The sequence below is a fragment of the uncultured Dysosmobacter sp. genome, from assembly GCF_947631165.1.
Lineage (GTDB): Bacteria > Bacillota > Clostridia > Oscillospirales > Oscillospiraceae > Oscillibacter.
This window is the reverse complement of the sequence record NZ_CANRKH010000012.1, coordinates 1-23,517: the sequence shown is the minus strand read 5'-3', so window position 1 is coordinate 23,517 and position 23,517 is coordinate 1. Positions and strand designations below refer to the sequence as shown.

The 23,517-nt window shown below is 58.4% G+C and carries 42 protein-coding genes; 3 read left to right on the top strand and 39 right to left on the bottom strand.

The window, feature by feature from the left end; all coding sequences use genetic code 11:
* Positions 1-151 precede the first annotated feature (151 nt).
* From Q0Z69_RS07645 to Q0Z69_RS07455, 39 genes are all read right to left on the bottom strand, one after another.
* Entirely contained in the window at positions 152-673 is a 522-nt protein-coding gene (locus Q0Z69_RS07645; RefSeq protein ID WP_298031640.1) for a ParB N-terminal domain-containing protein, read from the bottom strand.
* On the bottom strand, positions 666-1,829 hold the full coding sequence (locus Q0Z69_RS07640; RefSeq protein ID WP_298031637.1) for a phosphoadenosine phosphosulfate reductase family protein: 1,164 nt from the start codon (positions 1,827-1,829) through the stop codon (positions 666-668). Before Q0Z69_RS07640 ends, Q0Z69_RS07645 begins: the two co-directional genes overlap by 8 nt.
* Positions 1,820-2,419: a ParB/Srx family N-terminal domain-containing protein gene (locus tag Q0Z69_RS07635; protein ID WP_298031635.1), complete on the bottom strand. Its 600-nt coding sequence runs from the start codon at positions 2,417-2,419 to the stop codon at positions 1,820-1,822. The genes Q0Z69_RS07640 and Q0Z69_RS07635 overlap by 10 nt, the downstream gene beginning before the upstream one ends.
* Positions 2,416-3,201, bottom strand: coding sequence for a phosphoadenosine phosphosulfate reductase family protein (locus tag Q0Z69_RS07630; protein ID WP_298031632.1), 786 nt, complete (start codon positions 3,199-3,201; stop codon positions 2,416-2,418). The genes Q0Z69_RS07635 and Q0Z69_RS07630 overlap by 4 nt, the downstream gene beginning before the upstream one ends.
* Entirely contained in the window at positions 3,198-4,190 is a 993-nt protein-coding gene (locus tag Q0Z69_RS07625) for a hypothetical protein (protein WP_298031630.1), read from the bottom strand. Before Q0Z69_RS07625 ends, Q0Z69_RS07630 begins: the two co-directional genes overlap by 4 nt.
* A gap of 237 nt (positions 4,191-4,427) precedes the next feature.
* Entirely contained in the window at positions 4,428-4,820 is a 393-nt protein-coding gene (locus tag Q0Z69_RS07620) for a hypothetical protein (protein WP_298031625.1), read from the bottom strand.
* Positions 4,821-4,841: 21 nt separating this feature from the next.
* Positions 4,842-5,096: a hypothetical protein gene (locus tag Q0Z69_RS07615; protein ID WP_298031620.1), complete on the bottom strand. Its 255-nt coding sequence runs from the start codon at positions 5,094-5,096 to the stop codon at positions 4,842-4,844.
* Entirely contained in the window at positions 5,089-5,268 is a 180-nt protein-coding gene (locus Q0Z69_RS07610) for a hypothetical protein (RefSeq protein WP_298031618.1), read from the bottom strand. Before Q0Z69_RS07610 ends, Q0Z69_RS07615 begins: the two co-directional genes overlap by 8 nt.
* Positions 5,268-5,567: a hypothetical protein gene (locus Q0Z69_RS07605; RefSeq protein WP_298031616.1), complete on the bottom strand. Its 300-nt coding sequence runs from the start codon at positions 5,565-5,567 to the stop codon at positions 5,268-5,270. Before Q0Z69_RS07605 ends, Q0Z69_RS07610 begins: the two co-directional genes overlap by 1 nt.
* Positions 5,564-6,091 carry a J domain-containing protein gene (locus Q0Z69_RS07600; RefSeq protein WP_298031613.1) on the bottom strand — a complete coding sequence of 176 codons (528 nt, stop codon included), beginning with the start codon at positions 6,089-6,091 and terminating at the stop codon, positions 5,564-5,566. Before Q0Z69_RS07600 ends, Q0Z69_RS07605 begins: the two co-directional genes overlap by 4 nt.
* Positions 6,069-6,434, bottom strand: a complete 366-nt coding sequence (locus tag Q0Z69_RS07595; protein ID WP_298031610.1) for a hypothetical protein — start codon at positions 6,432-6,434, stop codon at positions 6,069-6,071. The genes Q0Z69_RS07600 and Q0Z69_RS07595 overlap by 23 nt, the downstream gene beginning before the upstream one ends.
* Before the next feature lie 17 nt (positions 6,435-6,451).
* Positions 6,452-6,679, bottom strand: coding sequence for a hypothetical protein (locus Q0Z69_RS07590; RefSeq protein WP_298031607.1), 228 nt, complete (start codon positions 6,677-6,679; stop codon positions 6,452-6,454).
* Positions 6,680-6,691: 12 nt separating this feature from the next.
* Positions 6,692-7,084: a hypothetical protein gene (locus tag Q0Z69_RS07585; RefSeq protein ID WP_298031604.1), complete on the bottom strand. Its 393-nt coding sequence runs from the start codon at positions 7,082-7,084 to the stop codon at positions 6,692-6,694.
* On the bottom strand, positions 7,081-7,515 hold the full coding sequence (locus Q0Z69_RS07580; protein ID WP_298031602.1) for a YopX family protein: 435 nt from the start codon (positions 7,513-7,515) through the stop codon (positions 7,081-7,083). The genes Q0Z69_RS07585 and Q0Z69_RS07580 overlap by 4 nt, the downstream gene beginning before the upstream one ends.
* Before the next feature lie 7 nt (positions 7,516-7,522).
* Positions 7,523-7,687 (bottom strand): hypothetical protein, encoded by a 165-nt coding sequence (locus Q0Z69_RS07575; RefSeq protein ID WP_298031599.1) that lies wholly within the window; start codon positions 7,685-7,687, stop codon positions 7,523-7,525.
* Complete coding sequence (locus tag Q0Z69_RS07570; RefSeq protein WP_298031596.1) at positions 7,684-8,154, bottom strand: ASCH domain-containing protein; 471 nt, start codon at positions 8,152-8,154, stop codon at positions 7,684-7,686. Before Q0Z69_RS07570 ends, Q0Z69_RS07575 begins: the two co-directional genes overlap by 4 nt.
* Positions 8,151-8,378, bottom strand: coding sequence for a hypothetical protein (locus Q0Z69_RS07565; RefSeq protein WP_298031593.1), 228 nt, complete (start codon positions 8,376-8,378; stop codon positions 8,151-8,153). Before Q0Z69_RS07565 ends, Q0Z69_RS07570 begins: the two co-directional genes overlap by 4 nt.
* Complete coding sequence (locus Q0Z69_RS07560) at positions 8,375-9,709, bottom strand: ParB/RepB/Spo0J family partition protein (RefSeq protein WP_298031591.1); 1,335 nt, start codon at positions 9,707-9,709, stop codon at positions 8,375-8,377. The genes Q0Z69_RS07565 and Q0Z69_RS07560 overlap by 4 nt, the downstream gene beginning before the upstream one ends.
* 50 nt (positions 9,710-9,759) lie before the next feature.
* Complete coding sequence (locus tag Q0Z69_RS07555) at positions 9,760-10,617, bottom strand: N-6 DNA methylase (RefSeq protein ID WP_298031588.1); 858 nt, start codon at positions 10,615-10,617, stop codon at positions 9,760-9,762.
* 3 nt (positions 10,618-10,620) lie between these two features.
* Entirely contained in the window at positions 10,621-10,854 is a 234-nt protein-coding gene (locus Q0Z69_RS07550) for a hypothetical protein (protein ID WP_298031585.1), read from the bottom strand.
* The gene (locus Q0Z69_RS07545) at positions 10,847-11,554 is read right to left on the bottom strand and encodes a DNA translocase FtsK (protein ID WP_298031583.1); all 708 of its coding nucleotides are present in this window, start codon (positions 11,552-11,554) and stop codon (positions 10,847-10,849) included. The genes Q0Z69_RS07550 and Q0Z69_RS07545 overlap by 8 nt, the downstream gene beginning before the upstream one ends.
* A gap of 17 nt (positions 11,555-11,571) precedes the next feature.
* Positions 11,572-12,084, bottom strand: a complete 513-nt coding sequence (locus Q0Z69_RS07540) for a Holliday junction resolvase RecU (RefSeq protein ID WP_298031582.1) — start codon at positions 12,082-12,084, stop codon at positions 11,572-11,574.
* Positions 12,081-12,281 (bottom strand): hypothetical protein, encoded by a 201-nt coding sequence (locus Q0Z69_RS07535; protein WP_298031579.1) that lies wholly within the window; start codon positions 12,279-12,281, stop codon positions 12,081-12,083. The genes Q0Z69_RS07540 and Q0Z69_RS07535 overlap by 4 nt, the downstream gene beginning before the upstream one ends.
* A gap of 2 nt (positions 12,282-12,283) precedes the next feature.
* On the bottom strand, positions 12,284-12,826 hold the full coding sequence (locus Q0Z69_RS07530; protein ID WP_298031575.1) for a hypothetical protein: 543 nt from the start codon (positions 12,824-12,826) through the stop codon (positions 12,284-12,286).
* Positions 12,827-12,897: 71 nt separating this feature from the next.
* Positions 12,898-13,449, bottom strand: a complete 552-nt coding sequence (locus tag Q0Z69_RS07525; protein WP_298031571.1) for a replicative helicase loader/inhibitor — start codon at positions 13,447-13,449, stop codon at positions 12,898-12,900.
* Positions 13,446-14,174: a hypothetical protein gene (locus Q0Z69_RS07520; protein WP_298031567.1), complete on the bottom strand. Its 729-nt coding sequence runs from the start codon at positions 14,172-14,174 to the stop codon at positions 13,446-13,448. The genes Q0Z69_RS07525 and Q0Z69_RS07520 overlap by 4 nt, the downstream gene beginning before the upstream one ends.
* Positions 14,175-14,202: 28 nt before the next feature.
* On the bottom strand, positions 14,203-14,733 hold the full coding sequence (locus Q0Z69_RS07515; RefSeq protein WP_298031564.1) for a single-stranded DNA-binding protein: 531 nt from the start codon (positions 14,731-14,733) through the stop codon (positions 14,203-14,205).
* Positions 14,723-14,989 (bottom strand): hypothetical protein, encoded by a 267-nt coding sequence (locus Q0Z69_RS07510; RefSeq protein ID WP_298031561.1) that lies wholly within the window; start codon positions 14,987-14,989, stop codon positions 14,723-14,725. The genes Q0Z69_RS07515 and Q0Z69_RS07510 overlap by 11 nt, the downstream gene beginning before the upstream one ends.
* Complete coding sequence (locus tag Q0Z69_RS07505) at positions 14,982-15,359, bottom strand: DUF3268 family zinc-finger domain-containing protein (RefSeq protein ID WP_298031558.1); 378 nt, start codon at positions 15,357-15,359, stop codon at positions 14,982-14,984. The genes Q0Z69_RS07510 and Q0Z69_RS07505 overlap by 8 nt, the downstream gene beginning before the upstream one ends.
* On the bottom strand, positions 15,356-15,574 hold the full coding sequence (locus Q0Z69_RS07500; RefSeq protein WP_298031555.1) for a hypothetical protein: 219 nt from the start codon (positions 15,572-15,574) through the stop codon (positions 15,356-15,358). Before Q0Z69_RS07500 ends, Q0Z69_RS07505 begins: the two co-directional genes overlap by 4 nt.
* On the bottom strand, positions 15,571-16,113 hold the full coding sequence (locus tag Q0Z69_RS07495; RefSeq protein ID WP_298031551.1) for a hypothetical protein: 543 nt from the start codon (positions 16,111-16,113) through the stop codon (positions 15,571-15,573). Before Q0Z69_RS07495 ends, Q0Z69_RS07500 begins: the two co-directional genes overlap by 4 nt.
* Entirely contained in the window at positions 16,110-16,721 is a 612-nt protein-coding gene (locus Q0Z69_RS07490) for a hypothetical protein (RefSeq protein WP_298031549.1), read from the bottom strand. Before Q0Z69_RS07490 ends, Q0Z69_RS07495 begins: the two co-directional genes overlap by 4 nt.
* Positions 16,721-17,674 (bottom strand): ATP-binding protein, encoded by a 954-nt coding sequence (locus Q0Z69_RS07485; protein ID WP_298031546.1) that lies wholly within the window; start codon positions 17,672-17,674, stop codon positions 16,721-16,723. Before Q0Z69_RS07485 ends, Q0Z69_RS07490 begins: the two co-directional genes overlap by 1 nt.
* Positions 17,675-17,676: 2 nt before the next feature.
* On the bottom strand, positions 17,677-17,904 hold the full coding sequence (locus Q0Z69_RS07480; protein ID WP_298031543.1) for a hypothetical protein: 228 nt from the start codon (positions 17,902-17,904) through the stop codon (positions 17,677-17,679).
* Positions 17,901-18,272: a hypothetical protein gene (locus Q0Z69_RS07475; RefSeq protein ID WP_298031541.1), complete on the bottom strand. Its 372-nt coding sequence runs from the start codon at positions 18,270-18,272 to the stop codon at positions 17,901-17,903. The genes Q0Z69_RS07480 and Q0Z69_RS07475 overlap by 4 nt, the downstream gene beginning before the upstream one ends.
* A gap of 185 nt (positions 18,273-18,457) precedes the next feature.
* On the bottom strand, positions 18,458-19,522 hold the full coding sequence (locus tag Q0Z69_RS07470; RefSeq protein ID WP_298031539.1) for a DUF932 domain-containing protein: 1,065 nt from the start codon (positions 19,520-19,522) through the stop codon (positions 18,458-18,460).
* A gap of 13 nt (positions 19,523-19,535) precedes the next feature.
* On the bottom strand, positions 19,536-19,745 hold the full coding sequence (locus tag Q0Z69_RS07465) for a hypothetical protein (RefSeq protein ID WP_298031536.1): 210 nt from the start codon (positions 19,743-19,745) through the stop codon (positions 19,536-19,538).
* 4 nt (positions 19,746-19,749) lie between these two features.
* Positions 19,750-20,100: a BRO family protein gene (locus tag Q0Z69_RS07460; protein WP_298031533.1), complete on the bottom strand. Its 351-nt coding sequence runs from the start codon at positions 20,098-20,100 to the stop codon at positions 19,750-19,752.
* Positions 20,101-20,115: 15 nt separating this feature from the next.
* Positions 20,116-20,322: a helix-turn-helix transcriptional regulator gene (locus tag Q0Z69_RS07455; RefSeq protein WP_298031531.1), complete on the bottom strand. Its 207-nt coding sequence runs from the start codon at positions 20,320-20,322 to the stop codon at positions 20,116-20,118.
* Positions 20,323-20,473: 151 nt separating this feature from the next.
* Here Q0Z69_RS07455 and Q0Z69_RS07450 point away from each other — a divergent pair, with 151 nt between their 5' ends.
* The 3 genes from Q0Z69_RS07450 (at position 20,474) to Q0Z69_RS07440 (ending at position 23,448) form a co-directional block, all read left to right on the top strand.
* Positions 20,474-21,004, top strand: coding sequence for a helix-turn-helix domain-containing protein (locus Q0Z69_RS07450; RefSeq protein ID WP_298031528.1), 531 nt, complete (start codon positions 20,474-20,476; stop codon positions 21,002-21,004).
* Between the two features lie 229 nt (positions 21,005-21,233).
* Positions 21,234-21,677: a hypothetical protein gene (locus tag Q0Z69_RS07445; RefSeq protein ID WP_298031525.1), complete on the top strand. Its 444-nt coding sequence runs from the start codon at positions 21,234-21,236 to the stop codon at positions 21,675-21,677.
* Positions 21,678-21,882: 205 nt separating this feature from the next.
* Complete coding sequence (locus Q0Z69_RS07440; RefSeq protein WP_298031522.1) at positions 21,883-23,448, top strand: recombinase family protein; 1,566 nt, start codon at positions 21,883-21,885, stop codon at positions 23,446-23,448.
* The last annotated feature ends 69 nt before the right edge of the window (positions 23,449-23,517 follow it).

Below are 23,517 nucleotides of genomic sequence, written 5' to 3'. Positions count from 1 at the left end.
GGGCCGGGGGTGTCACAGTACCTTTTGCGGCTCGTTGCAACGCCGATAAAAGGCACTCAGAGGGGTTTTGCCTGCGTCTGCGTGTTCTCGCCTATGACGCAGAGCAGCGCGTCTCCTGCGGGCTGGCAGGGCGCGTGCCGGGGCCATGGGCCTATACCCGCGTGATAATCTCCGCCCTACTGTATGTTGTGCCTTTGGCCATGAGGCGAATGAAGTCGTCTTTGGAGAAGTCGGACAGTCGGAATATTTCCTCTGGGCGCATACCCAGTTGACGCCCTATCTCTTTGACATCTTTGCCTTCGGCCATAAGCTTCTTGACGATAGCTTTCATAGGCTCCAGCAGATGCGTACCACGCGCGCGGTTGTGCGTGATGGTGCCGTACATATCTTCGGCCTCGTCCTCATGGGTCACGATGACCACAGGGACTTTGCCGCCCAGCTTCGTGCGCAGCGGCTCTCGCCCTGCGACTGTCCAGCGGTGGAAGCCGTCGATGATTGTGAAGTCGGGTCGGACAACGATGGGCAGCGTCCAGCCGTTGGTGAGGATTGACTGCACCAGCAGGGCCAGGTTATCCTCGCTGACCTTGTTGGGGTTGTAGTCATTGGCGCGCAGCTGGTCATGGTCTACCCATTGGAGCGAGCCGAGCGGGGCGAACAGATCCATCTCAGCCATTCTGTCCACCCCCTTCCTGCACGCGGAATTTCTTGGCGTAGTCCGCATAGGCTCCATACACATCCTGATAGATGGCGCGGAGGGTGCGCAGTTTGGGGTCGCCCGCGATAAGGGCATCGTGCATCTTCCTGTAATCGCGTGGCCGGGCTATGCCGTCGATTTTCGTGTAGCAGCGGCGATACCGCTGGCACACATTCCTGGTGGTGGGATTGGTGAACAGCTTGGCGTAGTCCTCAAAGAGCATTTTTCGGACCAGCTCTTTGTAGTCCTTGTCGTCCTGGCCCTCGCTCTTGGTGCGCTTCCGGGTGCTGCGCTTATAAAGCTCGCTGTCCCAGTAGAGCAGGGTCATATAGGCGTTCGGCTCGCGCTTCTCGATTTGCGCCCAGAGCTTCGGATCTGTTTCCGCCACATGGCGGAGGCCCTGGAGGCTGTCGATGCCGAAGAAATTGGAGATGCGCAGCGCCGGTCGGCTGACGCCGCTCTGATACAGCCAGAGGTAGGCTTCCGGGATGTCCAGATGGTTGTCCCGGATATAGAGCCAGATGTCGTTGTCCTTCCAGTCGTAGATGGGGTAGATGGTGTTCGTCCCGGTGATCCCCGGACGGCCGATGCCCAGGTTGGACATGTACTGGAGGCGCTGCACCGATTCGGCGGCGCGCACCCCGGTCATCATAATGCCGTCCTTGGTCACATGGGGCAAAAAGGATTGGTAGTTCATCTTCCCGACGCCGGAGAGGTGCGGGTCTGACCTGATGGCAAAGGGCGGCGGCTGCCGCACCCAGACCGATTCCTTCCCCGGCTCCCAGGTGATCCAGCTCTCGTCATTGGTGAGCTGATTGAAGCAGGACACCTGTTTCAGCGGGAGGCAATACCAGCGGAACTTGGCGCCGGTCAGGAGGAACTTTTTGCGCCACTGCATCGTCATGTCGATAACGCAGTCGTAGATGGCCTCCTCGTCGATGAAGATAAGGGTCAGCTGGGCGGGGTCGATTTCCCCGCGCTGGATCAGCTTGTAGACCACATCCGCCATGCAGATGGAGTCCTTGCCCCCGGAAAAGCTCATGTAGACCGGCAGGCCGTTGGAGAACACATTTTTGACGCGCAGGAATGCAGCGTCCACGCAGCTCATGGCTGCCCTGGCTCTCTTTACAGCCATATCCGCTCACCGCACTTCGGGCAGATGACACAGCGGCCAGCCTGGCCCTGGCTGTCGCCCTCGCCGGCCGGGACTGCCGGGGCGGGCTCTGGAGCCGCAGCCTCTTCCTGCCGGCGCATGGTTTCGCCGGCGCTCCTGATCTGCTCCCGGCGTTCCTCGTCTACGGTGCCATAGCCGGCCATCATCTCCTCGACTTCTCCGGCATCGGCCACCAGGGAGCGCAGCAGGTCGTCATCGTATCCGGGAACATCCAGGTCGTCACCCAGCTCCGCGATGAAGGCATCAAAGACAGACATATCGTCTACGCCCAGGTCGAAGATGCGGTTGTCCGCCAGCATGAGCTTTTTCTTCTCGTTCTCGGTCAGGCCGGTGACAACATAGCAGTCCGCCTCGGTCTTGCCAAGGGAGAGCAGCGTTTCATACAGGCCGTTGCCGGCCAGCATGACATTGTTCTCGTCCACCACGATGGGCCGGATCTGCCCGAACATCTCCACGGAGCGCCGGAACTCGGCCAGCTGCTTATCGGTGTGCATGCGCGTGTTCTTGGGCGGCCGCTTCAAGTCCGCGAGCTTCTTGACCACGACTTTCATTCGCCGGTCACCCCCTCCAGGAAGTGACGCGCACTCGACAGGCGGGCAGCGGCGTTGATGACGATGGACGGGTCAATCTCGTAGACCTCGCGGTAGCCCTGTTCCACGCTCTGCATATACATGCGGGACGGCCAGGGGTGCGTGCCGCACTTAAAGCCGTTCTTCCACCCATAGATGGGAGGCAGCTCCAGGCCGTGGTAATGGACATAGGCCAGCACCATCTCATGTGGCCAGTCGGCCAGGGGCGCATAGCGCACCTCGCCGGAGTTCTTGTGGATTACATTGCCGGCGCCGACCACATTCCCGTCCGCCTTGCGGTGGCCGACCAGGATCATGTCCAGCTTGTGGTCGAAGAAATACTTGGTGAACGCCGCCCGCTGGACGATGGCGTACCACCGATTCAGCTCGCGCCCCTTGGGGAATATCATGGACTGCCGGGACGCGAGCCATTCCAAGTCCTGCCCGGTATTGATGACCTCGCAGCCCTCGGGCTTGTGGGTGAGGCACCAGTCCAGGAAAGCGGGGTACTCCAGCTCGGTATGCGCGAACATACAGGCGGTGATGCCGACCTCCCGGCAGATGTCAGAGAGGACGATACTGTCCTTTCCTCCGCTCCAGCAGTAGGCCACATTCTTACCCGCCGTCGCCGCTTTAATGGCCTCCTGAGCCGTTGCAACGGCGCTGTCAAGTTCTTCCCGGGACACCAGCTCCTCGATATGCTCCATGGCATTGATCCAGCGGTCATTTTCGATGCGCTGCTTCCGTCCGAGTACGATTTTCATGCGCGCACCGCCTTTCTGCTGGCCATGTGCCAGACGAGGGCGGCGGCGATGGCCGCCAGGACGATGTAGACGCGGATCGTGGCCATGAGTGACCATGCCCCCAGGACGCCGAGCGGAATTAGGAATTGCCACAGCGCCACCGCAGCCACATTCACCGCCAGCCCCAGCTTCCGCCCGAATACCAGGTAGATGCTGTACTGGAAGGAGGACAGGGAGGATATGGCGATCAGCGTCACGAGGACGGCCTTGGCGATATTCAGCGCCGGGGAGAAGCTGGTCCAGCTCATGATGAAGATAAAGACCAGGTAGACACCGAACAGCAGCCCGCCGTTGACGAAGGCGCGCCGGACATTGATTTTGGCCGTCCCGTCCTCGTTCCTGTCATTGTAGTCCAGGATCTCGAAGTAGTACGGGTAGAGGAACGCGCCGGGGATCAGCAGCAGGCAGTTCTTGATGCCGGTGCCGATATTCTCAGCGCCCCAGGCCAGGTGCAGCATGTTCCCGTGAGATGCGATGATAGCCGCAGCCGTCACGCCGGCCACCAGGACATACACCAGCGCCCAGCTGACATGGTCGGTCAGGATATTCCGCACCATGCCAAAGCGGAACAGCAGCACCACGAAAAAGACGGCAAACAGCAACGCCACAGCGATGCCGAATTTGCCGCCCAGGTCGGTGTCCGAAAATACGCTCTGGATTCCGTTCATACTCACCCAGCACTGGAAGGGGCACATCAGCCCGACGATGATCTTCATCGGCCTGCTGCGGAATACCTCCCGGAGCTTCGGAATGGCCGGCGCCAGCAGGCCGAACACGATGCAGGCCAGGGTGTTTCCCAGCGCCCAGAGCAGGAAGGGGAGAATGCCGTAATCGTGGGACATGGCCATGCCGTTGATAAGGGAGCCGGCATTGGCCCAGGTCGCCGCTATGCTCATGGAGTAGTACAGCGACGGATTTTCCTTGAATCGTTGCTTGATTTGTGAAAGCACAAAACTTTCCTCCTTTTTTGGCGTATCCACCACCGGCGCCGTTTGGCGATTGGAGCCGGCATTGGACCGGGTCGCCGCGCAAAGGAGAAACGCGACGGCCAAAACCTCCTTTCCAAAAGAATGACGGCCACCCCCGGAGGGGTGACCGCCTGGCTTGATTTAGGATTTAACGAGCTTACCATAGCACACAGGATACGGCGTTTGCAAGCGTCACGGCGCGTCAGGCCGTTGCAACTTTTACGGGGAGAGGTATCGGTAGCAGGCGGATTTGACTGCGTCCTCCGTGTTCCGCCCTCCGATGACGGACGCGACCTCTCCCCAGGTGAGGCAGCGAATAAAGCGCAGCCGGAAGATAAGACGGAGCTGGTCGTCGTCGATGGCGCGTATGTACTCCAGGATCTCCCGCTCGTCCTGCTTGATTTCCGCCTCCAGGTACTCGATGCGCGCGTCCATGTCGGCAATCTCCGCCGCCAGGTCGCCGACCTTATCCTTTACGCCTGGGGCATGGGGCATGCCGGTCAGAACAGCCGCCCCGGGGCAAGCCGCAGCCCGCAAAGACTCCAACATCTCCTGAGCCTTTGCCAGCCGTATTCTCAATTCAAAATGCTCGTTCAATCGTTGTAGCGTCATTGTGGCTTGCCCCCCTGTTGATTACTTCCTCTTGCTGAATTTCCTCGCCTGCGGACAGGTGGCGAAGTGCGGCACATACCCAAAGTCGGTCACCCCGCCGCGCATGGGCCGCAGCTCGCAGCTGATAACCTTGCCGTCCATCGTGACGGCCCGCTCTTTGCCGCCGGCCACCGCCCGGAACGGAATCAGGCGCGGGTCGCATGGCATACTCTTTCCGGCCGTGGTCTTGACCCAGATGATTTCAGCGCCGCAGCCGCGGCAATAACTCTTAGCCATATTTCTTCCCTCCAAGCGGGATCTCCATCTGCATCTGCATCTGCTGGGGCGCAATTTCCTCAACAGACACGACGCGGGTATCCCCGTATTTCTCCAAGTCCTGCGCGATCTGCTCCTTGATGCCTATGGCCTGGCCGGCGGGGCGGTTGACATGAATGGTGATGACCAGCATTACCGTTCCACCCCCGCGAAGCTCTCCCGGACGGCGCTGGCCCCCTCGCCAAACTCCACGACATGGAATCGGCCTTTAGGGTGCACCCAGACCACCGTGCCCCGGAGTACCCGCGCCCCGTCCTTGTCCGCAGACGGGGAGATGGTGAGCGGCTTGCGGAGGACGACATCTCCGACGCGCACATGGCGGCTCGCCAGGATTGGCGCGGCCGGCGTGGCCTTTGGGGTTTCCGCCTGGATTTCCGGCTCCAGCTCCGGCGCCCGCTGCTGCATCTGCCTACGCTTTTTCTTCCTCGTCATCGTTCGCCACCCTCCTTCACAAGCTCCAGGCAGGCTTGGTAGTTGTCGCTGAGCGCCGCAAACGCTTTGCCGTCCCCGCCCATATCGGGGTGCGTAACCTTGGCCAACCTGTTAAACTGCCTCTTGACCTCCTCGACGCTGGTAGGGCGCTCGGAGAATCCAAGGGCCACGAAGCACGGCTCCAGGTCGTGCGCTGCCGGGAGAGCAGGGACGCCAACCAGCAGCATGTCCAGCGTGAAGATGCCCTGCTCCACCGCGCGGGCCAGCCCCTCCAGGGAGTAGACGATGGAGGCAAGCAGGTCGGAGGCATAGATCAGGCCGCGCCCACACTCCGAGGACTTCCGCGATGAATTCTCGAATCGGTAGGCGGAGGCACCATAGCGCATCTCCACCCAGCAGGTCGCCCCCGCGCGGCTCTGGCTCCAGTCCCATTGGTATTTTTCGACGCCAAGCCGTTCCATCACGCGGCCCAGCTTCCGCTCAAAGAAGTCCAAGTCGCCGTTATACTGTTTCTTCCCTGCCATGAGTATCCTCCTCGGTGGCCCGCAGCACTTCTGCGCCGCGCCGTTTCAGCGCGGGCAGAAGCTTTTTCTGCTGGGTCTTGATTTTTTCAATCTCCCGCTCATACCGCTCAATCGTGCTTTGGCGGAAGTGCTTCCCCTGCGCGAGCCGGATCTGCCGCTGCCAGCTCTGCCGCGCGGCTATCAGCTCGCGCATCATGGGGTCTGTGGTAATCACCTGATATTTGGCCAGGCAGTAGGGGCACTCAAAAAACTGCACCTGGAGATCCCCGGCCTCTATCTGTTGAAGCCTCTGTTCAGCGGGGAAAAACAGCTCCCCGCACTTATTGCAGATAACGCTATCCATTCTCTTGGCACCTCCTGTCACCAGCCCAGCTTTCGGCCGCAGTTCGGGCAGAAGTGCATGGGGATGTCGAAAGTTTCCTCATGGGTCATGGCCCCGTCATCGCTGAGCCCCTGGAAGCAGACGGCCATCAGGCAGTTGTCCGGGTAAACCTCCAGCTGGCCGGAAACATTCGGGGCACCATATTCCGTCTGGATAATTTGCTCCTGTTCGCACCACTCGCAGGGCTTTTTCTTCCGTCCCGCCATTTTATCGCCTCCTCACTTTTGCAGCAGTGACCGCAAGACGCGGTTTTCATTCTCCAGCTCGTCCAGCCGCCTTTTCAGCTTGGCCTTATCTCCGGCGCGGCTGATGTACTCCTCCAGTTTCCGGGCGATGTATGAGCTGCCGTCATAATCCAGGGTGTAGAGCCAGAGGCCGCTGTTCTCCATGTTGATGCCCACGATGCGGGCCAGCTGGTCAATGACCTCCTGGGCCGCCGCCACCCGCTTCAGGTATAAGTCGTTGCTTTTGTCTTTCAGCCGGCACAGCATCGCCAGGGCCTTTGCGGGGAGATTGTCGTACCTTGTGGTGTCCGACAGGTCGAAGCTCACCCCCGGATACTGCTCCAAGCGCTGCTCGAACTGCTGCCGGGTCAATTCTTCTGCTGTCATGCGCGGTCGACCTCCTCCAAAAGTTCCGGGTTGTCCCAGCGGTTTCCGCTGACCGCAAACTCATCGTCTTGGGCCAGCACCCAATCAAGGTCAAAACCTCCGTCGTTTCCGAAATACTCGCTTTCGGCGCTCTTCCAAAGCATGAACCTGGACCCATCGTAGACGACCACTCCACGGTACTGTGTATCGCAATCGTTATAGTCGAATACGGAGAAATCGCAGATATCCCCCTCAAAAATCTTCTGGCCGCTTTGGTTTTCCAGCCCCGTGTACTGCCCGACGGTAGCAGGATCTACCGTGTCTGACCAATTCCAGTAGCCCGTACATTCATCGCGCCCGATATACGCCTTTCCGTCATTGGTCTTGGTTAGAAATCCGTATGCCCACTCTCCGTCAACAATCCGCTTGCCGCGGAAAAGGATTTCACGCATTGCGGCCCTATCTCCTTTCAATTTTCGTAGTAATGTCCTTTGGGTCAACGCCATTCTCGGCCGCCAAGAGCTGGATCGTAGCTTCCGCCTCCCCCTTGAATGTGCCACGGAATGTGTAAGCCAGCAGTTCCTCCCAGCCACGGTAATAAAACACTATGTACGGTTCTTTCATGCTTGCCCGCCTCTCCATTCCCAGATGCCCTGCATTCCCTTCACGGGGATAGGCTCGGGCAGCGGCGTCATGCCCTCAAACTCCCAGGCGAATCGACCGGGGGAATAATCCCCCAGGTCGATTTCCTGTTCTGTCAGGCGGGCGACAAAAGCCTCGTCAATCGGGTTGCAACGCACCAGGCGGGCCGTTCCGATGATGGCCCCGGTAGGTAATTGGTAAAGCTCAGCAGGGCCAGGGAAGAGCCTGTCAAACCGCTCCAGGGTGCGCCGGTACGAATCGTCCAGGTCGTCCACCGTCGCGGCGATTGTCCCGCGCACCAGCTCGTCGATGGTGCGCTGCACGGGCTTCGCCGCGGCGTGGATGGCGATAGGGCCGCGGTAGTTGGTGGCCCAGCTCCGGGTCTCATACAGTTTCGCGCCCATCACCAGAAGCGACGCCCAGGGCTGCCAGATGGTGATAGCTTTCATAAGCCAAACCGCTCCTTCCAGCCTCTTTCCGCCGCCAGCCGGTCAAGGTCGGCCTGCGCCTCGTCAAAGGTGGGCTTCCAGGTGACGGCAGCCAAGCCGCGCCAGCCCGTATCGCCAGCTTTATCCGGCTTCTGAAATCTGGCCTTGTAGTTCTGGCCAATGCCGCCCATGACCTTGTACTTCCAGCCGCGTTCATCGACATAGCATCTTGCCGGCAGGCTCATTTCTGCTCCACCCCCGTTTGGAATATCTCATGCGTACCGTTCTGGAACGCCTTTTCTTCCTCGGATATCTCATAGCCCAGCTTGTCCAAGAAGGCGTAGCACATGTCCAAGGCCTCATTTTCCGCGTATTCGTATTCTCCCCAGCTCCTGTAATAGCCATCACCTGGCTCTACGCTCTGATAGGCCAACCGAACAATGGTTTGCTCGCTGCTCCCCAGAGCCTTGATGATTTGGTCGATTGTCAGGTTTTCTGGATCGAAGTCCTCGTCTGTTTTGAGCGACGGACAAAGAAGCTCCAGGTCATCTCCATCAAGGGAGATGTCAAAAGCAACGCCGGAAATCAGGAGTTGAGCCGTGGCCGCTGAGATCAGCTTTTTGCAGGCGGTGGCGCTCAGGTTCATCACGAAGTCGCGGCGGAGTTTCAGACAGCGGTCGCTTACTTCCTTGACAGCGGCCTCCCTGGCTTTGCTCCTGTCCCTGGATTCCTTCCACGCAGCATCACGCGCCGCCTCAGCATCCAAATCAGCCTTGTCTTTTTTGCGGTAGAGCTTGCATCCCCAGGGTTGCAGAATATACATATACTCACGGGTCTTGGCGTCCTCCGGGATCTCAATAGGCGTATCGCTCCAATAGTCCGGGCCTGCCACATACGACCACTCGCGGACATCTGCCGGTGCCTCTACTTTTTTTGCAAAGGTAGAGAGGGTTTCTTCGATATAGGCTAACCGGGCGGCCTTCTTCTGGTCATTCAGAGCTTTTTCCAGTTTCGCCTTGAAATCCGAGGTGCCGATAACTTTCAGCAGTTTGTTCTTCTCTTTTTGGTCGTTTATCTTATCCAGCTCCATGTAGTCAAAAAGCGTAGCGCCCCTCTCCGCAGAATTTTTGAATTCCTTTGGGTCAAGGTCAAGCAGCTTCACCCTGCGGCGAATGGTAGTGCCGGAGAAGCCAGACTTCTGCGCGATCTCTTCCACGGTGGCTCCAAGGTTGAGCATCATCTGGAAGCCCTGAGCCTGCTCATACACGGTGAGGTCGCTGCGCTGCATATTCTCCAGGAGCATGGTCTGCACCTGCTCCCGCTGGTCCATCTCTGCGATGACGCATGGAACTTCAGTCAGTCCGGCCATCTTCGCCGCCGCCAGCCGACGGTGGCCAATAATGACCGTAAAATCGGATATGGTGCTGGTCAGGTCATCGACCACAACGGTCAAATTCTGAAAAATGCCGTTGGCCTTGATGCTGTCGGCCAGCTCGGAGAGGTCGCCCAGGTCTTTCCTGGGATTGTCGGGATGCGGGTGCAGCCGGTCTACCGGCAGATAAATCATTTCAGACATGATGCGCTCCTTTCATGTGCCGCCAGTTTCGGAGGGCGGCTCTCCGATTTTCAAAATAATGATAGCTGCCCTGTCTTTGTTTCTACGATACCCGGCTCCGGCTCGGCAGCCGTCTCCGGAGCCGGTTTCTCCGCTTTCGGTGTTGTCGGCATAGACTGAACCAGCATATTCACTTGCGCCCACGCTCTTCGCCAGTGCCAGACATCGCGGTAATACATGGGCGTAAACCATACATTTCCGCCGCCCCTGGGCAGTAGGCCACGCGGGTCATAGCTGGTCGATGGGTTGGTGAGGGTGTTGTCTACCACGATATATCCAGGGCACCCCATAAGGCTCAGCTGTATGTAGCACAAGCACCCCGCCAGGAAATCCACATCCTGCGCAACAAAGAGGACGGAGGTTTGATAGTTGACCTCCAACCGGCGGCACTCATTCGCAAAGGCGATAAGCAGTGCGCCGGCGCCACAGGCCGGGTCATTCACGGACACCCAGCCGTCCTTTTCAATCCTCGCCTCAAAGTCGTTGCCGATGGTCATGGAGGCCATCGCTCGGCACACATCATACGGAGTAAAAAACTGGCCTTTCCACTCGTTCCCAAGGCCAAGGGCCATAAACAGCTCGCCGAGGAAGTCCTGATCCGGGTCGCGGTCCATTTCTGCGACGACCTCATAAAGCATGTCGGGGAATGCCCTCAGCTCTTTTTCGGAGTATTTCGCAGCCCGCTCCTGATACATCTTCTCGCGGCTTTCCTGATATGGCCCGCCCATCGTATTCGCTATGCTGATGGCTGACATGATGATGAAATCCTGCCAGATGTCCCATCTGGAATAACGACCGCTCAAACCCTCTATCAGCCTGACGATGTTCTTCTGGGCTTCATTCCGAACATGACGGAGAGCATTCCCCATTGCTTACCCCTCCTGTCTGCCGTCGGCCTCGGAGGGGGCCTTTTCTGCGTTCTCGTTTGCTGCCTTGGCCCCGGCTTTCAGCCCGGCTTCATAGCCGCGCCGCCAGATGCGCCCCAGGTAGGCGGTCAGCTCAATCTTGGACATGTGCTTGACGGCCTTGTAGTCCTCGCGCTTCATCTGAGCGGCAGCAGCCACGGCCTGGTCGGTGAATTTCGACACCATGCGGGTGTTACTCATTGTCGGCACCCTCCTCGTCAGGCTCGTCCGCCGGAAGCACCTCCCGGGGGTTGCCGCCGTTGTAGGGACCGACCACGCCCATATCCTCCAGCGTGTTCATGATCCGGGCGGATTCGGCATAGCCGATATTCAGCCGGCGCTGGAGCAGGGCGGTGGTGGCCTTGTTCTCGGCCCGGACAACGGCGATGGCCTCCGCGATGCGCGGGTCATCGTCGGCCAGAAGATCCTCGTCGTCATCGACCAGCTGAGCGTCCTCGTCATCGTCGAATTCCTCCAGCGGCTCCGCGCCGTCGGGCGGGTCGTTGGCCTCGTCCTCGTCGATGACAGGCATCAGGCCGCTGCGCAGCGCGTTCTTCTCCAGCACATCCCGGAAGAAGAACTGCTGCCAGTAGGTGATCATCTTGACCAGGATGGACTCAATCTTGGTGCGCAGCACCTTGGAGATGGTGAATGTGCCGCCGGTGACCTTGGTGGTGAGGACGCCGTCCTCGAAAATCCAAGACATGGAGGCGTCGGGACTGCGGTATCCGACTTCCTCCACATTCTCCAGCATGGAGATCTGAGCGTCCATGCCCTGGGCCGGGCGAATGGTGAACACGATGGGATACTTGTCCTTGGCGAAGCGATAGACCAGGTCATGCTCGTCGCACAGCCCCTGCATCTTCTTTTTCTGGGCCTCATACATGGAAATTTCACTCATTTTTACACAAGCTCCTTTCAGCTTAAAATCAGTAGCGTGCCGTTCCACGCTGTCTGTACTCGGTGGTTTTCTAACTCTGCCTCGGTGATATACTTCCGGCCGTGCAGCTCCTTCATGGCCGCCCATTCTTGCCAGGGGACACGATAGACCTCGCCGGACATGAAGCCGACCAGGACGAAGCACCGCGCCCCCAGGCGGGTGTGCTTGTCCATGTACTCCGCCTGGATCGGCAGCACCCGGCTCTGCTCGATGCGGTCTGCGGTGGTGAATTTGGCCTCGAACATGACCGCGCGGCCGCCCTTGATGACGCCCTTGTAGTCCGGCTGCGCCTGCTTCTCGAAGTAAGCGATAAACTTGCCGTTTCCCAGGCTCTTAGTCGGTCGCATAGGCTCCGGGGTCTTTTCGACAATGGCAAAGCCCTTGTCTTTGTAATACTCGAAGCTCGCAGTCAGGCGGTCCTCAAACTGCTTGCCGCGCGCCTTGGCCAGCTTCCCGAGCAGCTGCCGGCGCGGGTCTTTCTTTTGGCTCACCGTCTGCGCCCCCTTCGCCCCCGGGCGGCTGCGTCCTCAAGCTTGTTGGCGGCCAGCACCATCGCCCCGGCGACACCGACAACCGCGAAGAGGATTATGAATCCGTGCGGCAGCTCTGCCAGACCATCGGCACACAGCGCCGCGCCCAGGATCAGGCACATAGCCGCGCTGTAAAGGACGGAGATCAGTCGGTCCATCGTCACCCCTCCTCATACGGGCTGGGTAAGCTCCAGTCCCATTGAGTGCCGCCCCGGTAGGCGGAGCGGAAATAATTGTGCGTCCCATCTCCACTAAACCACATGTACTCGGGGGGAAGCACCCGGCCCACGCTGCCGATGCAGGAATCTTCTGCCCGCCAGCGGGCCAGTACATCGCGCACAAGCGCCTCGATGTCGGGGGGCACAGGATTACTCGGCCTGTATCCGTAAAACTGATTTGGGGCCGTTGCAACGGCGATTATGTCCCCTCCACCAGCGTCAACACGATTGAGGACGCACCATACGACGGCGGCCTGTTCGGTGGTGGAGCAGATGCCCGCCTCTCCGTAGACCAGCTTCGTCAGGATCTCAACCGCCTCGGCGTCCGCGTCTGCTTCTTGACTGGTTACTTGACTGGATACGACTGGAGCGGTGGTTTCGGGGAGCAAAAGCGTTACGGCGTCTGCAATTTCTAAGTTGCCGGTTTGGGTCGCCTCCGGCGCCGGCGCTGGCGTGTCATCTCTGCAGCGGAATCCGATAAGCACGCTCAGCGCCGCGACGAGGGCGACAAGAGCGATAAGCGGCGCGAGAGGCCGCCTTGTCCTTTTTCTGTGCATCATTTACCTCCTAACTGCTTCCGGGGCGGGGCGATGGCGTGGGCGTCCTGTGTGCCGCCGGTCAGCGCGTTTTCCCCGCGAAGCAAAATCTCATAGGCCTGGGCAAAGCCTTTGTGGTTGTAGACCTCAACGGTCTCTGTGTGCCCATCCCCGAAGGTGTGGACTTCTGTGGTGATCAGCTTGTCGGGGCCGCCCATGCTGTCAATCGCGGCGCGAACGGAATCGGGCGCTTTTGCGTAGACCATCTCCGGGGTGTCGCCCAAGTCCAGCGGCAGCCGCAGCATCCCCCAGGCACTACTGACCTTTTGCCGGATCTCCGCCTTGACTTCATCGGCCTTGGCCTTGAACTCGGCTATGGTGGGAGGAAACTTGCACTCCCGGCACAGCTTGACCACAGCCTGCTGGCCTGTCCAAAAATCCACATCGGGGAGGCATGTGACCCACAGATTGATGGTCGGCGCGAGCTTCTTGATGCCGCCCTTGAATATCTCGGCGTTTGGGTAGGCCAGGAGAAGCACGGCAAAGATTTCTGTCATCTCCCTGTGGGTCATAGGTCGTCAGCTCCATACATGGAGTGCAGCTGCTCCAGGTCGCTCATGGCTCCGGCGCTTGCCGCCGGCTGGCCGCCTCCGCTGCGGGAGATACCCCATCTGTCCCGGTGGCATTTGCGCAGGACCAGGTTCCAGTCCTTCCACTTGTTCTTGTTCCCTGTGGCCTGCGCGCTCTCGTCCACATAGGTGATGCAGCGGGTCAGTTCTTCCTCGCTCATATCGGAGAGCAGGGCGGCATATTGGTCATCGGTCAGCCGCACCCAGCCGTAGGCGCCATACTTATGCCGGGTGTCCTCTTGGCGGGTGTCGTTCTCCGGGATATACGGGGTGTCGACGCCGGGGCGCTCGTTATAGCGTTTGGCCAGGTACGCTCTGAAGCCCTCGCACTTGACCTTGCGGATCTCTTCCAGCAGGGGCTTTGTAATCTTCTCGGAGCCCGTCCAGTTGTAGCGGTACCAGTTCAACACCAGCAGCTCCTTTGTCGGGGCGCTGTACCGAATTACATTGTGCGTCCCGTCCAGGCGCCGTAGCAGGCGTTCAACCGAATCCGTGTTGTACCCGGTCTCGTTGGCTATCTGCCTAATGCTGACCTCGTAACAGCCGCACAGATTGGTGTGCGGGTTAGTCATGCAGTAGAGATAGATGTACCTGTCCTCGGGGGTAAAATCGTCCACCACTTTGGTGTCCGTCCAGAAGTTCATGCTGATATTCCGGTATTTGGCCATCTCGGGTCACCTCCTTTATGGAGGAATATCAGAATGGCAAATCCCCGTCGTCCTCTATCTCGGTGAAACCCTCTCCATAGTCGGGACTCGGATACCCGCCGGCGGGTGGCCCTCCGTATCCTCCGGCCTGGGGGTATCCCCCGGCGGACGGATAGCCGCCGCCCTGGGGGTATCCCCCGGCGGACGGATAGCCGCCGCCCTGGGGGGCGTAGCCGCCAGACGGTGCGCCGTCACTGTCGCGCTTGCTGTCGCCGAAGTACATGTTCTCGACGACGACCTCTGCGCTGCGGCGCTTGTTGCCGTCCCGGTCTTGCCAGTCCCGCAGCTGGAGCCGCCCGGCGACTACGGCCATCCGGCCCTTGGAGAAATACTTGGCGGCAAATTCCGCCGTGGATCTCCACGCCACGCAGTCGATAAAGTCCGTCTGGCGCTCCCCGCTCGAATCCTTGAAGTCCCGGTCAACTGCCAGGGAGAACGAAGCAACGGCGGTGTCGCTCTGTGTGTGCCTCAGCTCCGGGTCGCGGGTCAAGCGGCCCATGAGGACGATTTTATTCAGCACCGTCCTCGCCCTCCTCCGGCAGCTTGACCGTCACGACCTGGCTCGCCGCCTTCTCCCTGGCCTTTTTGATGGCCTTGTAGATCTCGTCGACCCGGTAGGACGGGCCGTCCTCGATGACAACCCCCAGGACATTCAGCTCCGTCTCGGCCCGCAGCAGCTGCTCATACCGAGCCATGGGGATAAAGATACGATCCATGCAGATACAGGTTTCGCCCTCGCTGATGGGGCGGAGTTCGGATTCGTCAAAGTTAATCATTTTGGAATCTCCTTTCGTTGTTCATGATTTGAATTACCTGCTGGCACTGGGCCACATCGAACATGCCGATATGCGTCTGCTCGACCGGGAGGCCCATCTTTTCGGACAGCCACGCATAGGCGGCGTTCCGACGGTGCCGGAATTTCCCGTATTTCCAGATGGGGTCAAAGGCATTGTGCGCGGCCATCTTCCACCGGCGCAGCTCCGCGTCAGCCAGGCGACCCAGGGGCTTGTCCGTGCCCTTGTGGACTCCGACATAGGCTCCGCAGTTGCGGCACAGGTAGACCATGCCGTAGCTGCGGCCATAGATCTCCTTGCTGTCCACGAACGCAGCCCGCCGGCCGCAGTAATCGCAGTAGACTTCCCTCATTCGGCCACCTCTGCCGGCCCGGAAAAGAAGCGTTTGCGGCAGGCGTAGGGGTCAAACACGATTTCGGCCGTCCTGGAAAACTCCTCCTTGTCCCCGGCCTCATAGGCCCGCTCCAAAATGCCATACATGGCCGTTTCGTAAACGAGCTGCATAAAGGCCTCTGCCGGGATAGTGACTTGCTCGTTCTCTTTGAATATCTTGCTAAAGTTCATCATGCTCTGCTCCACTCCTCTTTGTACCGGGCGAGCTGCTCCGGGGTGTCTGTTTCGATGCCCAGCTCCCGGGCCTCTTCAATGGCCCCGTCAATGAGGCGCGCCATTTCCGCGCTGTCCATGTCGGATGTGTGCTTGTAGACCAGGTAGCAGCGGAACTGCTTCCCGTTTTCCTCGCGGGTGTCGAAGCAGCGGACATAGGGATAAATCTTGTCCACATCGACGGAGGCGGGGAGTTTAAAGCCCACCGTTTTCCCGTCCGCGTCCTTCTCCAGCGCGCCGTACTCGACCACGAGGCTCTTTTTGACGGCGTCATCGCTTCCGCCGCGGACAGCCGCGATCCGGTTGACCAGGACATGGAAATAGGCGTTGGCGGACTTGGAGCGTTTCTCCCGGTGCTTCTTGATTTCCACATCCAGCTCCGCGTCTTTTAGGCGGTCAAAATCCTCCCGGAAGTCCCTATCAACCTCAACCGTGATGCGGTACTTTCGGTTGAGGCCGAGGGACAAATCTACCAGCCGCCCACGCATGGGGCCGCTCATTTGGCCTCCCACTTCTGCTGGTACAGCGCCATAAGGTCAACCGCGCGCAGCCAGTCGAAGAAGTCCAGGATGTCCGGGATGATGCTCCTGGTTTCGTCCCGCCGGTAGGTTTCCGGCCAGACCGCGCTGCCATTGCTGGCCAGGTAGGTAAACTGCTGCGCTTCAGGCACCAGCTCAAAGTACATGGGGTGCTGGGTGCTGTCGTAGAACTTCCCCGGGGCGTAGTTCTTGGTGAACTTGATGTCAACGATCTCCCCGGCTTTCAGCCAGTCCAGCCGGCCATGCAGCACCAGGGTCAGGCCGCCGACCTCCACAGTCTTGTTGACCTTGTACTGAGGCACCCCGCCGCGGACACGGCCGGCGATTTTCGCGGCGGCATCGTACCACTGCTCGCCCGCCGCAGCCCGGCCATAAACAATCCGCGTCACCAGGGACTCAAAGTCGTTGCCGTTCTGCATCGCTTCCGTCGGCGGGATAGGCTCGCGCCGGAGAGTCCGCATGAAATCGGCTGCTGGGTCACGGTCTGTCGTCAAATCCTCATAGGGATTCTCTTTGAGGGCATAGATCCAGGCGGCCAGGAGGGAGTGCGTCATCAGGTATCGGGCCATTACTTCGCCCCCTCCGCAGGCGGAGCCGGGGTGTACTTGCCAAGCACCTTATCGAACATCAAGCCCAGCTCCTTGATTTTGTTGTTCCAGATGACACCCAGCTCCTTGTTGGAGGTCAGCGCGTGCTTGATGGCCTTGTACTTGGGCATGGCAGCGTTGGCGGTGTCGGCGTCGGTGATCCCGGCGATGATGGAGCTGCCCTCGACCATAGCGGCCTCATAGATGGCCTGCTGCTCGGCGTTCTTCTGGACCTCCGCCACCGCGCGGGCGTTATACTCGTCAAAGAGCTTGGTCAGGAAGTCGTTGGGGCTGGTCGGCCCGAGCGCGGGGATTTTGCGGATACCGTTGATGCCCCTGGTGCCCTTGGCGAAGTACCGCTCGCAGTTGGAGAAGCCGATGGTGCGGTCGTTGCCGTAGATCTCGACGAAGCCGCCCAGGTCCATCGGCTCCCAGACATTGTTTTTGGTCTGTCCCTCTACCTTGATGCGCAGCCTGGTATTATCGCCGTCCTTTTCCTCCGTGGCGTGGAACACGATGACAATGTTCTTCTGGAGCTCGTAAAAGCAGTAGTCCATCAGACGGACGAACTCACGGCCCACGACGCCATAACCAGGAAGGGAGAGGGAGCCGTCCCGCTTTCCATTCTTGGGGTCTTTCTTGATGGCCCAGATGGACATGAGGGAGATCAGCTTCCCGCCGGTGTCGAAAACGAGCGTGTCAAAGTCCTGGAGGTTGATGGGGGTGAGGTCGCCCAGGATCTCGTCATAGGTCTGGGGCTGGATGTACGGCTTGCGGTAGCGCGGCTCGATGCGGTCGATGCCGAAGTCCACATCAATGTGCAGGGGATTGGGGGCGGACAGGGCCAGGGTGGACTTGCCGATGCCGGGGTAGCCGGCAATCAGCATGCGGATCTTCTTGACGCCCTCCTGGATATCATTGGGGTTGCGAATCATAATCAAATACTCCTTTCATGTTCCGGGAAGCACTCAGGCACTTCCCATGCGTCTTTGGTTTCCATACAGATGTCACAGCCGACATAGGCGCCGAAACGGTCTCGGTAGACGGTTTCACATTCCTCGCCGCAGACAGGGCAGCGCGGGTATTTCGGCTCTTTGCCGTCGGGGTAGCCGGTGCGCTCCATGTTCTGAATGACCGGATGGTCGGGGATACCATACAGATTCATGGCGTCCCTCCTTGGGTGTAGAGTTTTGCCATGGCTGTAATCCATTCCTGGGCGGTGGCGTAGCCATCGGCCTCCATGCGCTGTTGCAACGCCTGGAATAGCTCGCTTTCCAACCGCGCTGATATTCTGCATGTCAGGCGGTGGCGGTCTTTCCTGCGCCTCTGGAGCGCCTCTTTAAGCTCCGGCGCGAACCGGGCATAGAGGGCGTCCATCGCGTCCTGGCGGAGAACAACGCCATAGGCGTCCCCGTTCTCGCACTTGCTCTGCACGGTTTTGTCGTACTTGGGATACAGGGCCTGGACAACGGAGACCATGTCTTTGGCCGGAATGCTCTTGGCCAGGCGCAGCTCTCGCAATTCCTCAGCCATAGGCCACCCCTCCGTCCTTGACTTTCGCCGGCCAGAGCGGTAGACTTGCCTTGGGTACTTTTACCTGGGGTCGTTCCGGTTGCAGCGGGGCGGCCCCTTCTTCGTCCCTGCAATCGCACCGTTCCCCGGGGTCAAGGTGCGCCTCGCAAAAGGGACAGATGCGGTACTGCATTCGGCACCTCCTTTCACAGCGCGGCCATCTGACGCCAGAGGGCCGGCGCCATGGTAATGATTTTGTAGCCGGTCGCCTCCAGGTCGGTGGCGCGGTCATAGCTCGGCACATCCTGGGCGTGGCGGGTGACCGCATTGGCCAGGCCATAGAGGGAGAGGTCTCCACCGGCAATCAGATGCCCCAGGATTCCCTTGCCCTCGACTTCCGTGAAGCCGTATTCCTTGGCGGCCAACTCCACCACCTTGGGGACGGTGGCCGGCTTCAGCTTCGCTTCGGTGGCCTCGCGCATCTTGTCCACGATCCGGCTGAAATGCGCCTGACTGACAGCGGCCCGGACGGAGTCCTCCAGCTTCATCAGGAAAGCCTTGTCGTCTGCCTGGATAGTTTCGTCCCGGTAGATGCTGAAATCATCGCCGGCCGTGTTAGTCCGGCCCACATGGTATTTCCGCACCGCATTGTCCTGGGCGATCATGCCGTTGGAACATACCAGCCGATACACCAGCGGGCTCACACTAACGCTGCCCATGCCGACCTCGGAATTGGTGATGACCACGCCGGCCTGCACGACATCGCCCTTCTGAATCTCGGCCGTGGTCTTGGGGTCAACGACCTTGATATACATTCGGCTGTCCGTCAGCTCGCAGCTCTCCACCGTGGCGCTGTCGATGGAGCTGATGATGGGGAGGACGGCGCTGGCAATCTCAAAATTGTCGATGCGCCGGTACTTGTCCGAGAGGAACGCCCGGGCAACGCCGTCCAGAGTCCGCAGCATGCGGGGAGTGTCGGGGGTACGGGTGAGCCAACCGTTGACATTCTCGGCCAGGAGGTCGGGGAAGTCGGTGCGCATCCTATCGTAGTAGGGCGCGGGGATTTTGAGGAACTGACCGAGCTGACGGTGCGCGATATCGTTGACGCCATACGGGACGATTCCCGTTTCCGGCGTGCCGACATCCAGCGTGGCCGGCCCGTCTCCGGCGGTCATGTGCATGGCGCCGGTGGTAACGATGAAGTCCTTTTTGGCCGTCCGCTGCCGATCCAACTCAATGGCCAGCTCTTGAAGCGTTCTGCCTGCTTTCATAAAATTGCTCCTTTCATCTTGCGGCCGCAGCCGCCTTTCTGGCAGCGATCTTCGCGTCCATCGCTTCACGACCTCCCGGCTGCCGCAGGATATCGTGAATCAGGTCCAGCGTTGCCGCGGCCAGACCGTCCCTGACCGAATCGGGGATAAGCGAAGTGTCGATGCAGATGACATCTGCCTCCTGCCCCTCTTCCCGGGGCGATATGTACCGCGCATTTTCCATAGTGTCACCTCCTGAAGATTTCCTTTGCCGCCCAGCGATACAGCTCCATCGCCTGACCTTTGCCCGAAAGGAGAGCGAAACTGCGCAGACCACGAAAGTTTACACAAACCACAAGCGTATTTTTGATGCCGATATCCAGTTTGCATTTTTCTTCCGTCGCAATCCGTTTGCTTTCGTGGTTTGGGTTCTGATACCCCAGAGCTTTGCAGATATCCGCAAACACAATCCAGGTTTCGCCCCTATCGGCAACGGCGCGGATTTTGGAGCCGTTGAAATCGAAGGCCTCAATTCGGTTGAAAATCGCTTCGATTTCATCAAGCGTAAGCAGGCTTCTTTTTCGTGCGTACAAATCCATAGCTACCTCCGATTGTCACATCAAGTGACATTCTTCATCAAAAAAAAGTTGCTGAATGGTCACGCCATAATAATCAGCAATCCTCCTCTTGATGTCGTCGCGCGGCACACGCTTATTGCTCTCATACATCCCAAGCGCAGAGCTTGAGACACCGATGTCTGCCGCGACCTTGTCCCTGTTCCTGCTTCCACGCAGGTCTTTAAGTCTTTTCCCGATGTCCAATGTACGCACCCCCTTTCTAAATTGTCACATCAGGTGACAATCCAAGATTAACACAGGCCTGGTCCTTTGTCAACACTTTTTGTGACAAAAATTAATTTTGGCTCTTTACTTTTGTCACGCTTTGTGATACCCTGCAAGGGGAGGGAGTTTTATGAGTAAGTTTTCTGACAACCTTGTGTACCTGAGAAAAAGGGACGGGCTTTCCCAGGAAGAGCTATCTCAAAAGATAAAGATGTCCCGCAGCACAGTCGGCATGCTCGAATCTGGCAGCAGAATGCCCAGCAGGGAAACGCTTGAAACCCTTGCCGATGTGTTCAATGTGAGCACAGACTTCCTCATTGGCCGGGTAGACTCCGGCGAAAACTCTCGCATCTTCCGCGATAATCTGAGCCGAATCATCAACTCTCGGAGCAAGGCTGACCTGGCTGCTGCCGGCATCAACCTCTACGAAGTCGGTTTGATTATAGACGGAACAATATCCTTGTCGTTCGACTGTGCCTGCCACCTTGCAGATCAGCTTGGGGTATCTTTGGACGAAATGCTGGGAAAAGAAAGCCCCGTCACCATGACTGATGACGAGGTTCTAAATGAGATTATTCATTTGTTGGCCGAGCTTCCTTCTGATAAGATTCATGCTGCGACGGAGTATCTTCGTTTCCTGTCACGAAGCGAAGATAAGTAAGTAGTTTTTTCCTGCTGTCCGGCGATAAGGCCTCAATTTCCAAGAGCAAAGATTTCATGTCCGTCATTTTTCCTCATTTCCTTTTCTAAGTTTCTATCGGTGCATGGATATTATATCTTGAATATAGCCGTCGCGGGCATAAAAGTAATTTTATAACTTTCGACTGACAACGACACATAGTATCCTATATACGGGCGAATCTGTTAATTTATACTTGGGAGTTGGTTTTATGAGAAAAGTTACCCTTGCCGGAATCCTTGTTTTGGCGATTCTTTCTCTATGCGCTTGCGGGAACACCGAATCCCAGGCGCAGAACCCGCCAGAGCAGCCCTCGGAAGAATTGACCGGAAATGTTTTTTTGGATGCCAAAGAGGAGAGTTATTCGACATCGGGCGGTGGAATCAGCCGCACCATAACAGTGAGCAAAGATGACGCACTGGCGGCCAGCCCGGAAGATTATGCGGCCTTTTTAGACCACATCGCTCTTTCCAGCGGCCGAATTGAATTGTACGGCCTCATTTTTGATGATGGTACGGGTGTCACCTATTACGGATGCAGCGCCTCAAATGCTGTTTATGGGGAGATAACTTACAAGGGGGTGTCGGTCACTCCATATGGGTACATCGCTTCAAATGATGATGGCACATACGCTTATGTAGAATACGAGGATTGAACATACCCTATTCAAACGGTTATATACCGTATGGATAAGGGTGCAGAAAATGATTTATCCGGTTTCATATCGTAGCGATACACGCGCGCGGGCGCGCGGGCGCGCACTGTTCCTGTATCTGTTATCTGTAACTGGAGCTGTGTCTGAAACTGTTTCTGTTTTGAATTTCGATTAAGTACCTGGTAGTAGAAAGGGGGTGGCGCCGTTGGCCGGAAAGCCGAAGCACCCGGCAAAACCGAAGCGAGGGAAAAAGCTGGAGGTCGAAGAGCCCGGAGTCCTCTATGGCCGGTATAGCAGCCACAGCCAAAAGGACATCTCCATTGAGCAGCAGTTTGAGAAAGGGTATGAGCTGGCCGCAGAGTATGGTATCAAGATTGTCGACACCTATGCCGACCGCGCCGTCTCAGGCCGCACCGATAAGCGCCGCGACTTCCAGCGCATGATGGCTGACGCCGCAAAGGGGAAGTTTCACTATGTGATATCCTGGAAGTCCAACCGCATGGGGCGGAATATGCTGGAGGCCTTGATCAACGAAGCCAGGCTTCAGGATATGGGCGTCCGCGTCCTGTATGTGGAAGAGGACTTCGACGACACCGCCGCTGGCCGGTTTGCCGCCAGGTCGATGATGAATGTCAACCAGTTTTACAGCGAGAACATGGCCGAGGATATCAAGCGCGGCCTCTATGACAACGCGGCGAACTGCATGGTGGCCAACGGCCACCTGCCGTATGGGTACAAGGCAGATGAAACGCTGCACTATGCCATCGACGAGCCGCGAGCGGCCGTCATCCGGGAGATATACACCCGCGTGGCCTGCGGGGAGCCGTTCGTCGATATCTTCAACAGTCTGAACGCCAGGGGGATAAAGACCTCATATGGCCGGGACTGGGGCCGCTCCAGTTTCCAAAGAATTATCTCAAACGAGCGATACCGGGGAATCTATATCTACGGCGATGTCCGCATAGAGGGCGGCATCCCCCGCATTGTGAGCGACGAGCTGTACTTCAAAGTTCAGGAGGTGCTCAAAACGAAAAAGAATCCACAAGGCCGCCACCGCATGTATGGCGACTACCTGCTGACCGGCAAGCTGTTCTGCGGGAAATGTAAGGCTCCGATGACCGGCATCTCCGGCACGGGCAGATCCGGCGCGCTGCATTACTACTATGTCTGCCAAACCAGGCGGACGGAAAAGACCTGCGACAAGGCCAACCTCCGGCGGGACGAAATCGAATTGAAGGTCGCCCAGGCCATCAGGGACTATGCCTTGAAAGATGATGTCATCGAATGGATTGCCGATTCCACGGTGGCCTACAACGAGCGCCGGGAGCAGGAGGGCCAGATCGGCGTCCTCCAGGATCAGCTTGCCACCGCCCAGCGCGGCATCAAGAATATCATGGCAGCCATTGAGCAGGGCATCATCACCGAAACGACCAAGGCGCGGCTGCTGGAGCTGGAGGCGGAGCAGTCGGCCATCTCCGCAAAAATCGCTGCCGCCCGCGCCGACATCATCACCGTTTCCCGAGAGGATATCATTGCCGGCCTGGAGATGTTCCGTGATGGAGATGTCCACAACAAGAAGTATCAGGCGAAGCTCTTTGATACTTTCCTGATTGCGGTATATGCCTATGATGACGAGCTGAAAATTGTGTTCAGCTTCTCCGGGAAAAAGAACACCGTCAGAATCCCGCTGGACAAAGAAACCATCGACAATGTGGACAGCGCACCGTCTGACCTTGGTTCGTTTAAGCTCTGCCTGGGTCCACCAAGATAAGTTGACAGACCGCCAAGGGGGGTCTGTCACTTTTTATATAAAGAAAAACAGCAAAGTCATTGCGCCGCA